9 protein-coding genes are annotated in these 12,803 nt (G+C 71.1%); 5 read left to right on the forward strand and 4 right to left on the reverse strand.

Annotation, left to right across the window (positions count from 1 at the left end; genetic code table 11):
- Positions 1 to 12: 12 nt before the first annotated feature.
- The 4 genes from E1J50_RS10940 to E1J50_RS10955 all read right to left on the reverse strand — a co-directional run bounded on the left by E1J50_RS10940 (position 13) and on the right by E1J50_RS10955 (position 3,583).
- Positions 13 to 1,263, reverse strand: a complete 1,251-nt coding sequence (locus tag E1J50_RS10940) for an NAD(P)/FAD-dependent oxidoreductase (RefSeq protein WP_132253406.1) — start codon at positions 1,261 to 1,263, stop codon at positions 13 to 15.
- A gap of 390 nt (positions 1,264 to 1,653) precedes the next feature.
- Positions 1,654 to 1,866: a hypothetical protein gene (locus tag E1J50_RS10945; protein WP_132253408.1), complete on the reverse strand. Its 213-nt coding sequence runs from the start codon at positions 1,864 to 1,866 to the stop codon at positions 1,654 to 1,656.
- Positions 1,867 to 1,976: 110 nt separating this feature from the next.
- Entirely contained in the window at positions 1,977 to 2,999 is a 1,023-nt protein-coding gene (locus E1J50_RS10950; protein ID WP_132253410.1) for a CmpA/NrtA family ABC transporter substrate-binding protein, read from the reverse strand.
- Positions 2,996 to 3,583 (reverse strand): ANTAR domain-containing response regulator, encoded by a 588-nt coding sequence (locus E1J50_RS10955; protein ID WP_132253412.1) that lies wholly within the window; start codon positions 3,581 to 3,583, stop codon positions 2,996 to 2,998. Before E1J50_RS10955 ends, E1J50_RS10950 begins: the two co-directional genes overlap by 4 nt.
- A gap of 210 nt (positions 3,584 to 3,793) precedes the next feature.
- Here E1J50_RS10955 and E1J50_RS10960 point away from each other — a divergent pair, with 210 nt between their 5' ends.
- The 5 genes from E1J50_RS10960 (at position 3,794) to gnd (ending at position 12,787) form a co-directional block, all read left to right on the forward strand.
- Entirely contained in the window at positions 3,794 to 4,399 is a 606-nt protein-coding gene (locus tag E1J50_RS10960; protein WP_132253414.1) for a hypothetical protein, read from the forward strand.
- Between the two features lie 166 nt (positions 4,400 to 4,565).
- On the forward strand, positions 4,566 to 6,446 hold the full coding sequence (locus tag E1J50_RS10965; protein ID WP_132253416.1) for a glycoside hydrolase family 15 protein: 1,881 nt from the start codon (positions 4,566 to 4,568) through the stop codon (positions 6,444 to 6,446).
- A 39-nt stretch (positions 6,447 to 6,485) separates the two neighbouring features.
- The gene (gene tkt / locus E1J50_RS10970) at positions 6,486 to 8,561 is read left to right on the forward strand and encodes a transketolase (RefSeq protein ID WP_132253419.1); all 2,076 of its coding nucleotides are present in this window, start codon (positions 6,486 to 6,488) and stop codon (positions 8,559 to 8,561) included.
- Between the two features lie 181 nt (positions 8,562 to 8,742).
- Positions 8,743 to 11,595, forward strand: coding sequence for a bifunctional transaldolase/phosoglucose isomerase (locus tag E1J50_RS10975; protein WP_132253421.1), 2,853 nt, complete (start codon positions 8,743 to 8,745; stop codon positions 11,593 to 11,595).
- 217 nt (positions 11,596 to 11,812) lie between these two features.
- Positions 11,813 to 12,787, forward strand: coding sequence for a phosphogluconate dehydrogenase (NAD(+)-dependent, decarboxylating) (gnd, locus tag E1J50_RS10980; RefSeq protein WP_132253424.1), 975 nt, complete (start codon positions 11,813 to 11,815; stop codon positions 12,785 to 12,787).
- Positions 12,788 to 12,803: the final 16 nt, after the last annotated feature.

A 12,803-nucleotide genomic window follows, 5' to 3' on the forward strand; every position in this document is an offset into this window, starting at 1 on the left:
GAACAGCCTCCGTCACGCTGCGAGGGTCTGGGGCGCCGCCGGGCGCCCGAACATGAGATCGTCGAGATGGGCGGCGACCGGCTCGCCGGAGCGGATCAGGGCCTTGCACCAGCCCTGCTCGCCGATGTCGCCGACGAAGACCGCGCCGATCAGCCGTCCGTCCTCCACGAGGAGCTTGCGGTAGAGGCCCGCGCCCGGATCGCTCAGCACGATCGCCTCGGCGCTCTCGGGCGTGTCGACCACGCCCGCGGAGAAGACGGGCAGCCCCGAGACCTTGAGGCTCGTGGAGAGCGCCGTGCCGAGATAGCTCGCCGCATCCCCGGCGAGGTGGCGGCTCAAAGCCTCGGCCTGCTCGTAGGCGGGCTCCACGAGCCCGTAGATCTGGCCCCGATGCTCGGCGCACTCGCCCAGCGCGAAGATGCGGGGGTCGGATGTCGCCATCCGGTCGTCGACGGTGATGCCGCGGTTGGTCGTGAGGCCCGCCTCCTGCGCGAGCGCCACCGAGGGGCGCACGCCCACCGACATCACCACGAGGTCGGCCGGCAGCACGGTGCCGTCGGACAGCCGCAGGCGCTCGACCTTGCCCTCGCCCTCGATCGCCGCGGTGTCGGCCTTGAGCAGCACCTTGACGCCGCGGGCCTCCATCGCCCGCTTCACGAGGCCGGCCGCCGCGTGGTCGAGCTGGCGCTCCATCAGCCGGTCCATGACGTGCAGCAGCGTGGTGTCGATGCCGCGGCGCGCGAGCCCGACGGCCGCCTCGAGCCCGAGCAAGCCACCGCCGATGACGATGGCGCGGGCGTGCTCCACCGCCGCCTTGCGGATGGCGGCGACGTCGGCGAGGTCGCGGAAGGTGATGACGCCGGGCAACTCCATGCCGGGCTTCGGCAGCCGGATCGGCGTGGAGCCGACCGCGAGCACCAGCTTGTCGAAGGGCAGGACGTGGGTCTCGCCGACGATCGCGAGGCCGCTCTCCCGGTCGATCGCTGTGACGGGGGCGCCGGTGAGGAGGCGGATGCCGTGGCTCTCGTACCAGTCGAGGCCGCGGAAGGCGCAGGCCGCCTCGTCGACCTCGCCGCCGAGCAGCGAGGAGAGCAGGACCCGATTGTACGCGGCGACAGGCTCCGCCCCCACCACGGTGAGGTCGTAGCGGCCCGGCGCGCGCTCCGTCAGGCGCTCGAGGAAGCGCAGGGAGGCCATGCCGTTGCCGACGACGACGAGGCGCTCGCGTGCGCCCGCCTCAGGGTCCGTCCGGTAAATCGCCATCGTGTGTCAGGTCTCGTCCTCGGGTGATGGGTGGCGGGCCGTCGGGCGCGAATGAAAAAGCCGCTGCCGATCTTGCCCCAGCGGGTGGCACCCGCGAGACGACCGGATCAGCGGCCTCGCTGACGGTGCTGCCCGTCGCCGTTGACGGACGAGAGTTGATGAGCAGGTTCCGTGCCAAACGCACGGCCCGACGCTAAGTCTCTGAAGAGAAGAGAGTCTTCGGCCGTTCCCGCAAGGGCCTTCGGAGGGCTCCTGACGCCGTGTGCGATGCACAAAGAACGGGCTTTTGATTGCGCAGGCGGCAGGCAGGCGCCGGCGTCCGGCGGCTGCGTGCAGCACGCGGAGCGAGCCATGACACGGTCCGCGGCTCCGAAGAGCCCGGACGTGGGATCAGATCAGGATGGAGAGGGCGAGCGCGATGGCCAGGGTCGGCGCCGCGCCGAGCGCGACGGCCCAGCGCCAGAGCTGCGGCGCGCCCGTGCGGTTGTCGTTGGCTGCCCGCGGAGGCACGGCCCGGATCCGCACGTAGCGCGACAGTTCAAGCCGCCTGCGCTCCGAGCGGAGTGCGTGGGAGGAGCCGACGGAGCGATTGCAGCTGGGCATGGCGCAGATCAACGGCGTTCCGCTCCGCCCCGTTCCGCGGCAGGTGGGATACGGTGCCGCTTTGCACGCCGCCGCACCATCACCTGTTCGTGAAGCTGGGCCTCCGGCGGTCACGCATCGAGCCCGGCGGCCCTGAGCAGGTCGGGCCGGTAGATCCGGCCTGCCGCCTCGAGCGTCGCCGCGATCCCGGCCGTGGGGATCTGACCGGCTTCGGCCATCTCGTCGATCAGCCAGCGGAGCTGGTCGGCGGCGGGCTCCAGCGCGGGCCGGCCGAGATGGATGTAGCCCGCCACGCGCCGCCGCCGCCCGGCCGCATCGAGGATGATCTCTCCGTCGAGGCAACGGGCGACAAGGCCCGCATCCTGGCCGAGGAAGGCGCGGGCCGCGAGGCGATGGGCGAGTTCGGCCCGGTTTCCGGGTTCCGCGCACCAGAGACCTGCCCGTGCCACCGCGCGGACCAGGGGCAGGGCTCCCTCGCCGAGACGGGCGGAGAGCGCGAGCACTTTCTCGGGGGCGTCCGGCACGATCTCGCAGCCGAGCGCCGCGATGCGTCCGATGCCGGCCGCGACCGCCACGCCGTTCCAGGGCGCGCCGGCACAGAACCCGTCTACGATCCCGCGCGACAGCGCCTCGACGCTGTGCTGGGGCGGCACCGCGACGAGGCGCACCGCCGCGAGGTCGAGCCCGCCGAGCGCCAGGAAGTGGCGGAGCTGGTAGGTGTGGCAGGAGAAGGGGTGCACGGTGCCGAGGACGATGGGGCGCCCCACCCGCCGCCGCGTCTCGGCGAGGCCCGCGAAGGCGCGCGCCACCGTGGCCGGCCCGTCCTCGCCCGGCGCCATCGCCTGCCACAGATCCGCCGAGAGCGTGACCGCGTTGCCGGTGAGGTTGAGGCCGAGGGGAACGACGAGGTCGGCAGGCGGTCCGCTGAGCCCCAGCGCACTCGCCAGCGCCAGCGGCGCCAGCATGTGAGCCCCGTCGAGGTAGCCGAGCGCCAGCCGGTCGCGCAGGGTCGCCCAGGAGGGCTCGGCCGAGAGGTCGAGCTCGAGCCCCTCCTCCGCCGCGAAGCCGAACTCGGCCGCTGCGATCAGCGGCGCGGCGTCGAGGAGCGGGATGTAGCCGAGATGCAGCCTCATCCGAGCAGGTCCGCGGTTGTGACGATGGCGCGGGCGATGTCCGCGATCTTGCGCTTCTCGTTCATGGCCTTGCGGCGCAACTGCTTGTAGGCCTCGTCCTCGGACAGGCCCTTCAGGCTCATCAGGATGCCCTTGGCCCGCTCGATGAGCTTGCGGTCGGCGAGCTCGCCGCGGGCCTCCGTGAGCTCCCGCTGGAGGCGCGCGAAGGCGTTGAAGCGCAGGATCGCAATGTCGAGGATCGGCTTGATCCGCTCGGGCCGCAACCCGTCGACGACGTAGGCGGAGATGCCCGCATCGACGGCAGCCTGCATCATGGTCGCGTCCGAGCGGTCGACGAACATCGCCACCGGGCGCTCGACCTGACGGGAGACGCCCGACATCTGCTCCAAGATGTCCCGGCTCGGGCTCTCCAGATGGATGACCACGACGTCGGGCTGCAGGCTCGCCACCCGCTCCATCAGGTCCGCGGTATCTGGGATGACGACGACGCGCCCGACGCCGGCCGCGCGCAGGCCCTCCTCGAGGATGGCGGCACGGGCCCGGCTCGGGTCGATCACGGCGACGGTGAGGCTGGATTCGATCATCGCGGCCCGGTGCGGGGCATTCTCGGTTGTTGACGTATCGGCTTTCGGCCGCGGCGGTAGCGCGGCGGCGGTTCCGGACGCAAGCAGCGTGCCCGCCCGGCCGGCCGGGCGCGGATACCGAGCGGAAAGGAAACGGCCCCGGTTCCGCCGCAAAGCCGGAGGCATCCTCCACCATGGACTGACCACAGGACGAGGTTCGGCGTGAGTCGCATGATGCAGCGAGACCCGATCTCCTCGACGCATGCCGGCCCGGCCTCCGAGGTCGCCGCGGGCGCGTCTCTCCCCTTCCTGCCCACCCTGGCCACCGCCTTCGCCATCGCGGCCCTCTCCCTTCTCTGCGGGGAGCCGTCGGGACAGGCGCCTGCCGCGGAGCCGCCCGCTTCGGTGCAGGCCGCGATCGTGCCGGCCGTCGGCGAACGGGACTTCCATCCCCCGGCAGAGGTCGCCGAGACGGCCCGGCCGGCCGCCGCCCTCGCCTTCGCGCAGATCTACCCCTTCCTTCCGGTTGAGCCGCGGCTGGCCGCCGCGCCGCGCCCCGCCCGCATGGCCGCCGCACCCCGGCGCGCTCCCTGCGCGGCCTGTACCGAGGCCGGACCCCGGCACAGCGAGGCGACGCACGCCGCGCCGGCCGCCGATCTTCCGGCGACGGCGGGGACGGAGGCTCCGGAGGATTCGCTGTTGCCGCGCCTCGCCCTGCCCTTCGCTCCGGCCGTGCGGGTCGTCGACCGGGCGCTCGACCGTGCCGCCGGCTATGTCCGCACGGGCGTGACGGCCCTCGGCGGGTCCGTGAGCGTGGTGGTCGACCGCCTGAACTGAGGCGCGGCCGCGGCGGCCCGCCCGGCTTCGCACCCTGCCGCGCAAATCCGTGATGAGGCTGGACCGTGAGCGGGGCCGGACCTACCTGCAACCGATCGCGGAGGCCGCGCCGCGCATAGCGGGACGTCGATCGCCTTCCCGCAATGGATCGGGCACGGGGATCGGGATGGCAGCCAGGATCGAGGATTACGCGCTCGTCGGCGATTGCCGCACCGCCGCCCTGATCAGCCGGGACGGTAGCGTCGACTGGCTCTGCTTCCCGCGCTTCGATGCCTCCGCCTGCTTCGCGGGCCTCCTCGGCACGAACGAGCACGGCTTCTGGCGCATCGCGCCCGCGGCCAAGCACGTCGAGACGAGCCGCCGCTACCGCGAGGGCACCCTCGTCCTCGAGACGCGCCACAGAACCCGCGACGGCGCGGTGCTCGTGACCGACTACATGCCGGCCGGCGACGGCTCGCACCTGATCCGCCTCGTCGAGGGCGTGCATGGCCGGGTCGCCATGCGCATGGATCTGGCGATCCGATTCGATTACGGCTCGGCGGTTCCCTGGGTTTCCCATAACGAATGGGGCGACCTGAGAGCGATCTCGGGCCCTCACAAGCTCGTCCTGCGGACCGGGGCACCGCTCCACGGGGTCGACCAGACCACTGTCTCCGAGTTCACTGTGAAGGCCGGCGAGACCGTGGCCTTCACCCTCAGCTACGGCGCCTCGCACGAGGATGACCCGCCCCCGGTCGAGCCGCGCAAGGTGCTGGCGGCGACCGACAGCTTCTGGCGGGACTGGTCGCGCCACTGCGCCAGCGGCACACCGTGGGACGACATCCTCAAGCGCTCGCTCCTGACCCTGAAGGCCCTCATCTACATGCCGACCGGCGGCATCGTGGCGGCCCCCACCACCTCGCTTCCCGAGCAACTCGGCGGCGTGCGCAACTGGGATTACAGGTTCTGCTGGCTGCGCGACTCGACCTTCACCCTGCTCGCCCTGATGGATGGCGGCTTCATCGAGGAGGCCCGCGCCTGGCGCGCCTGGCTGCTCAGGGCGGTGGCCGGCAACCCGGAGCAGGCGCACATCCTCTACGGCATCGCGGGCGAGCGCCTCCTGCCGGAGATCGAGCTCGACTGGCTGCCCGGCTACGAGGGCTCGAAGCCCGTGCGCGTCGGCAACGCCGCGGTGGCGCAGTTCCAGCTCGACGTCTACGGCGAACTCTTCGACGCCCTCTATCAGGCGAGACGCCGCGGCATGCCCGACGACCGCGACGGCTGGCGCGTTGGCCTCGCCCTCATGGAGCACCTGGAGAAGGTCTGGAACGAGCCCGACGAGGGCATCTGGGAGGTGCGCGGCGGGCGCAAGCACTTCGTGCACTCGAAGGTGATGGCCTGGGTCGCCGTCGACCGGGCGATCCGCACCAACGAGGAGCGCCCCCGTGCCGGCCGCGCCGCACCCCTTGATCGCTGGCGGGCCCTGCGCGACCGGATCCACGCCGAGGTCTGCGAGAAGGGCTTCGATCCGGAACTGAACAGCTTCGTGCAGTATTACGGCTCGAAGGAACTCGATGCGAGCCTCCTTCTCATCGCCCATATGGGCTTCCTGCCCCAGGAGGATCCTCGGGTGGTCGGCACCGTCGAGGCGGTCGGCCGACATCTGATGCGGGACGGGTTCGTCCTGCGCTACGACACCGAGGATCAGAGGACCGACGGTCTCCCCGGCGGCGAGGGCGCCTTCCTGCCCTGCAGCTTCTGGTATGCGGACAACCTGATCGGCCTCGGCCGGTGCGACGAGGCGCGGGAGCTGATCGAGCGTCTGATCGGGGTCTGCAATGACCTCGGGCTGGTTGCGGAAGAGTACGATCCGGAGGAGAAGCGCCTCGTGGGGAACTTCCCGCAGGCTTTCAGCCACGTCGCCCTGGTGAACACCATCCTGAACTACAGCCGCGCCCTGGGGCCGGCCCGGGAACGGAGCGAGGCGCGGGGCCGGGAGGCGGCGGAGGAGCGCGGGCACGCAATCGGCGCGCCGGCCCCTGCCGCAGCGGCGCCGGCCGGCGCCTGACGAACCGACGACGCAGTTTCAGTTTCAGGAAGACCAGACATGAGCGGAGCAGACGCGGGCCCCAAGGCCGCCCTGAGCGAGGTCGAGAAGCTCAGCATCGATACGATCCGGACGCTCGCGATCGACGCGGTGCAGAAGGCGAATTCCGGCCATGCCGGCGCCCCGATGGCGCTGGCGCCCGTCGCCTATACCCTCTGGAACCGCTACCTGCGCTACGACCCGGCCCACCCGCACTGGCCGAACCGCGACCGGTTCGTGCTCTCGGCCGGCCACGCCTCGATGCTGCTCTACGCGCTCCTGCACCTCGCGGGCGTGGCGCGCGAGGACGGGGGCAACGAGCCCGCCGTCTCCCTCGACGACATCAAGCAGTTCCGCCAGCTCGACAGCCGCACGCCCGGCCATCCCGAGTACCACTTCACCACGGGCGTCGAGACGACGACGGGTCCCCTCGGGCAGGGCGTGGCGAACTCGGTCGGCATGGCAATGGGCGGCCGTTTCCTCGGCGAGCGCCTCAACAAGCCTGAGCTTCCGCTGTTCGACTACAACGTCTACGCGATCTGCTCGGACGGCGACCTGATGGAGGGCGTCTCGGGCGAGGCGGCCTCGATCGCCGGGCACCTGCGCCTGTCGAACCTGTGCTGGATCTACGACAACAACACCATCACGATCGAGGGCCACACCGAGCTCGCCTTCGGGGAGGAGGTGGCGACCCGCTTCCTCGCCTACGGCTGGCAGGTCCTGCGGGTCGCCGACGCCAACGACGTGCACGCGATCGCGAGCGCGCTCGAGACCTTCCTGCAATCCTCCGACCGGCCGACGATCATCATCGTCAACTCGATCATCGGCTACGGCGCGCCGAGCAAGCAGAACACCGCCAAGGCCCATTCCGACGCGCTCGGCGAGGACGAGGTCAGGGGTGCCAAGCGCGCCTACGGCTGGCCCGAGGACGCGCAATTCCTCGTCCCCGACGGCGTCGTCCAGAATTTTCGCGATGGGATCGGTGCCCGGGGAGCCGCCCTCTTCACGCAGTGGGAGGGCTTCCTGAAGGCGGCCGAGGAGAGCGACGCCGAGCATGCCGAGGACGTCACGGCCTTCCTCGAAGGGCGCCTGCCCGAGGGCTGGGACCGCGACATCCCGGTCTTTCCCGCCGACGCCAAGGGGCTCGCCACCCGCGAATCGTCCGGCAAGGTGCTGAACGCCATCGCGCCGCACGTGCCCTTCATGCTCGGCGGCTCGGCGGATCTCGCGCCCTCGAACAAGACCAAGCTCGAATTCGAGGGGGCCGGCACGTTGGCGCCCTTCGAGCCGGGCGGGCGCAACATCCATTTCGGCGTGCGCGAGCACGCGATGGGCTCGATCGTGAACGGCCTCGGCCTCGTGGGATTGCGCGCCTACGGCGCTACCTTCCTCGTCTTCGCCGACTACATGCGGCCGCCGATCCGCCTCGCGTCGCTGATGGAGCTGCCGATCTTCCACGTTTTCACGCACGATTCGATCGGCGTCGGCGAGGACGGGCCGACCCATCAGCCGGTCGAGCAATTCCTCTCGCTCCGCGCGATCCCCGGTCTCGTGACCCTGCGCCCGGCCGACGCCAACGAGGTGGCCGAGGCCTACCGGGTGATCTTCTCGCTGAAGAACCAGCCGGCGGTGCTCGCCCTCTCCCGCCAGCCGCTACCGACCCTCGACCGGGGGCGGTACGCGAGCGCCGCGGGCGTGGCGAAGGGCGCCTACGTGCTCGCCGACAGCGACGGCAGCCCGGACGTGATCCTGATCGGCTCCGGCTCCGAGGTGCAGCTCTGCGTCTCGGCCTACGAGACCCTGAAGGCGGAAGGGGTGAAGGCCCGCGTCGTCTCGATGCCCTCCTGGGACCTGTTCGAGCGGCAGGATCAAGCCTACCGCGAGAGCGTGCTGCCGCCGGACGTGCTCGCGCGCGTCGCCGTCGAGCAGGGCTCGGTGATCGGCTGGGACCGCTATGCGGGCTCCAGCGGCGCGATCATCGGCATGCACACCTTCGGTTCCTCGGCCCCCATCAAGGACCTCCAGAAGAAGTTCGGATTCACGCCGGACAAGGTGCTGGAGGCCGCTCGCGATCAGGTGAAGAAGCACCGGCGCTGACCGGACCCTCTTCCCGATCCGGTGAGGGACCTGCGATTGACGGGGCGGGCGGCATACATAGCCTCCCCCGGGATCAAGGCTGGCGGATGCGGCGCGGCGCGCCACATGTCGCACCGCCCTCACCTATCCGGTCCGCACGGGTGAGCGGACCCATCGTCTCAGACTGCAAGGATCGATCGGCATGAACGCGCTCAAGGCCCTTCACACCGAACAGGATCAGGCCGTCTGGCTCGATTTCGTGGCCCGCGGCTTCATCGCCGAGGGCAAGCTGAAGGCGCTGGTCGAGGAGGACGGCCTGCGGGGCGTCACCTCGAACCCGGCGATCTTCGAGAAGGCGATCGGCGCCTCGAACGAGTATGACGGCTCCCTCAAGACCGTGCAGGAGGCCGGCGATCAGCGCGTCATCGACCTCTACGAGGGGCTCGCCATCGAGGACATCCAGAACGCGGCCGACGTGCTGCGGCCGGTCTACGAGGCGAGCGACGGGGCCGACGGCTACGTCAGCCTCGAGGTCTCCCCCTACCTCGCCCTGGACACCGAGGCGACGCTTGCCGAGGCGCGGCGCCTGCACAAGGCGGTCGCCCGCGACAACCTGATGGTGAAGGTGCCGGCGACGCCGGAGGGCCTGCCGGCGATCCGCCAGCTCACCGCCGAGGGCATCAGCATCAACATCACGCTCCTGTTCTCGCAGAGCGTCTACGAGGCGGTGGCCCGCGCCTTCATCGAGGGCCTGACCGAGCTCGACCGCAACGGGGGTGACGTCTCGCGGGTGGCGAGCGTGGCGAGCTTCTTCATCAGCCGCATCGATTCGGCCGTCGACAAGGCGCTCGACGAGAAGATCGCCGCCGCCAACGACCCGGACGAGAAGGCCGCGCTGGAGGCGTTGAAGGGCAAGGTCGCGATCGCCAACGCCAAGCTCGCCTACCAGAGCTACAAGTCGATCTTCGGCGCGCCCGAATGGACCGCGCTCGCCGGGAAGGGCGCCAAGGCGCAGCGCCTGCTCTGGGCCTCGACGGGCACCAAGAACAAGGCCTACTCGGACGTGCTCTACGTCGAGGAGCTGATCGGCCCGAACACCGTCAACACCATGCCGCCCGCCACGATGGACGCCTTCCGCGATCATGGTCGGGTCCGGGCCACGATCGAGGAGGACGTGGCGGGCGCGCACGCCGTGATGGACCGGCTGGCGCGCGCCGGCATCGACATCGAGGCGGTGGGCCGGCAACTCGTCGAGGAGGGCGTCCAGCTCTTCATCGACGCGGCCGACAAGCTCCTCGGCGCGGTCGCCGAGAAGCGGGCGACCCTGCTCGGCGCGCGCCTCAACGGACAGAGCCTCGGCCTCTCCGACGGCCTCAGGACGGAGGCCGCCAAGTCCGTCGAATCCTGGCGCGCGAGCGGGGCGATCCGACGGCTCTGGGCGCATGACAAGAGCGTCTGGTCGAACGCCGACGAGGATCGCTGGCTCGGCTGGCTGCGCATCGTCGAGGACGAGCTCGCGAAGGCCGGCGACTACGCCGACTTCGCGGCCTGGGTGAAGGGCCGAGGCTTCACGGATGCGGTGGTGCTCGGCATGGGCGGTTCGAGCCTCGGGCCGGAAGTCCTCGCCGAGACCTACGGCCAGCGCGAGGGCTTCCCGCGCCTGCGCATCCTCGATTCGACGAACCCGGACGAGGTCCGCGCCGTCGAGGCGGCGGTCAACCTGCCCTCGACGCTCTTCATCGTGGCGAGCAAGTCGGGCTCGACGCTGGAGCCCAACGTCTTCCGCGACTATTTCCTCGCCCGCATGAAGGAGGTCGTCGGCGCGCGCGCCGGCTCCCACTTCGTGGCGGTCACCGATCCCGGCTCCGCCATGGAGAGCGCGGCGAAGAGCGACGGCTTCGAGAAGATCTTCTACGGCGTGCCGCAGATCGGCGGGCGCTACTCCGTGCTCTCGGCCTTCGGCCTCGTGCCGGCCGCGGCCATCGGCATCGACGTCGCCGAGTTCCTCGGGATCGCCCGCGTGATGGTTCGGTCCTGCGGGCCGGCGGTGCCGCCCGCGCAGAACCCGGGCGTGCTGCTGGGCACGGCGCTCGGCCAGGCCGCCGTGACGGAGGGGCGGGACAAGGTCACGCTGATCGCCTCGCCGGCCATCGCCACCTTCGGCGCCTGGGCCGAGCAGCTGATCGCGGAATCGACTGGCAAGCAGGGTCTCGGCCTGATCCCGATCGACGGCGAGCCGGTCGACGTGCCGGCCGTCTACGGGCGCGACCGCTTCTTCGTGTATCTGCGCCTCGACGGCTTCGCCGACGCGCAGCAGGACGAGGCCGTGCGCAACTTGGAGCGCGAGGGCCACCCGGTGGCCCGCATCACCCTCGACACGGTCGAGCAGCTGCCGCAGGAATTCTTTCGCTTCGAGATGGCAACCGCGGTGGCGGGCGCGGTGATCGGCATCAACCCGTTCGACCAGCCGGACGTCGAGGCGAGCAAGATCGAGACGAAGAAGCTGTTCGCCGCAGCCGAGGAGAGCGGGGCGCTTCCCGCCGAGGCACCGCTCTTCGAGGACGACACGATCGCCCTCTACGCCGACCCGGCGAATGCCGACGCGCTCCCCGAGGCGCGCGAGGGCCTGGAGGCGGGGATCCGCGCTCAACTCGCCCGGCTGAAGGACGGCGACTATGTCGCGCTGCTCGCCTACGTGCCGCGCAACGCGGATCATTTCGAGATCCTGCAGGCCCCCCGGGTGCGCCTGCGCGACGCGCGCCGCGTCGCGACCTGCCTGGAATTCGGGCCCCGCTTCCTGCACTCGACGGGACAGGCCTACAAGGGCGGCCCGGATACCGGCGTCTTCGTGCAGATCACGGCCGATCCGGCGCAGGATCTCGCGATCCCCGGGCGCAAGCTCGGCTTCGGCACGGTCGTTGCGGCGCAGGCCCGCGGCGATGTCGCGGTGCTCGCCGAGCGCGGGCGCCGGGCGCTCCGGGTCCACATCAAGGGCGGCGACGTGGCGGCCGGGCTGAAGCGCATCGCCGCGGCGATCGAGGCAGCGATCGCCTGAGCGGCGTCGGAGACCTCCTCTGCCGTTCGGAGGACGGTCTGGGTGAGGGGGGCGGCTTCTCCGGAAGAGGCCGAGCCCTCACCGGTCCGGCCCCCGCGCGGAGCCGGATCTCCCGGACGGGAGAGGTGATCGAGGCAAGGCGGCACGCGGGCGCGAGCCGGTGCGCGGCGGATGGAATCCACGGCCCTGTCACGAGGGCGGCAACCGGAGAGCGGCCATGCAACTCGGGATGATCGGCCTCGGCCGGATGGGCGGCAACATCGTGCGGCGGCTGCTGGCTGCCGGCCACTCGGCCGTGGTGTTCGATCAGAACCCGAAGGCCGTGGCCGCTCTCGTCGAGGCGGGCGCGACCGGAGCCGACAGCCTGGACGATCTCGTCGCCAAGCTCGATCTGCCCCGCGCCGCCTGGGTGATGCTGCCCGCGGGCGAGATCACGGAGTCGACGGTGCAGAGCCTCGCCACCCTGATGCAGGCCGACGACACCATCATCGACGGCGGCAATTCCTTCTACAAGGACGATGTGCGCCGGGCCGCCGCCCTGCGTGACAAGGGCATCCACTACGTGGACGTCGGCACCTCGGGCGGCGTCTGGGGGCTGGAGCGCGGCTACTGCATGATGATCGGCGGCGACAGGTCCGCCGTCGATCGGCTCGATCCGATCTTCGCGACGCTCGCCCCCGGCCTCGGCGACGTGCCCCGCACGCCCGGCCGGGAGGGCCGCGACGCCCGCGCCGAGCAGGGATACATCCATGCGGGGCCGAGCGGAGCCGGCCACTTCGTGAAGATGGTCCATAACGGCATCGAGTACGGCCTGATGCAGGCCTACGCCGAGGGCTTCGACATCCTGAAGCACGCAGGGTCCAAGGACCTGCCCGAGGCGCAGCGCTTCGACCTCGACATCGGCGACATCGCCGAGGTCTGGCGCCGCGGCAGCGTGGTCTCCTCCTGGCTCCTCGACCTGACCGCGCAAGCGCTCGCCGGCGACGAGCAGCTCGACGCCTTCTCGGGCTTCGTTGCCGATTCCGGGGAGGGGCGCTGGACGCTGAACGCGGCGATCGAGGAATCGGTGCCGGCCAACGTCCTGTCGGCCGCCCTCTATGCCCGCTTCCGATCCCGCGAGCACGCGAGCTTCGCCGACAAGCTGCTCTCGGCCATGCGCAAGGGCTTCGGCGGGCACGTGGAGCCGAAATAGTCAGGACGCCGCGAGC

Origin of the sequence: Methylobacterium segetis, assembly GCF_004348265.1 — a bacterium.
GTDB classification, from domain to species: domain Bacteria; phylum Pseudomonadota; class Alphaproteobacteria; order Rhizobiales; family Beijerinckiaceae; genus Methylobacterium; species Methylobacterium segetis.

Bases quoted from the DNA above. Each gene is read 5' to 3' on its own strand.
- E1J50_RS10975 (WP_132253421.1), top strand. From the start codon at position 8,743: ATGAACGCGCTCAAGGCCCTTCACACCGAACAGGATCAGGCCGTCTGG.
- tkt (WP_132253419.1), top strand. From the start codon at position 6,486: ATGAGCGGAGCAGACGCGGGCCCCAAGGCCGCCCTGAGCGAGGTCGAG.
- E1J50_RS10965 (WP_132253416.1), top strand. From the start codon at position 4,566: ATGGCAGCCAGGATCGAGGATTACGCGCTCGTCGGCGATTGCCGCACC.
- E1J50_RS10955 (WP_132253412.1), bottom strand. From the start codon at position 3,583: ATGATCGAATCCAGCCTCACCGTCGCCGTGATCGACCCGAGCCGGGCC.
- E1J50_RS10940 (WP_132253406.1), bottom strand. From the start codon at position 1,263: ATGGCGATTTACCGGACGGACCCTGAGGCGGGCGCACGCGAGCGCCTC.
- gnd (WP_132253424.1), top strand. From the start codon at position 11,813: ATGCAACTCGGGATGATCGGCCTCGGCCGGATGGGCGGCAACATCGTG.
- E1J50_RS10950 (WP_132253410.1), bottom strand. From the start codon at position 2,999: ATGAGGCTGCATCTCGGCTACATCCCGCTCCTCGACGCCGCGCCGCTG.
- E1J50_RS10960 (WP_132253414.1), top strand. From the start codon at position 3,794: ATGATGCAGCGAGACCCGATCTCCTCGACGCATGCCGGCCCGGCCTCC.
- E1J50_RS10945 (WP_132253408.1), bottom strand. From the start codon at position 1,866: ATGCCCAGCTGCAATCGCTCCGTCGGCTCCTCCCACGCACTCCGCTCG.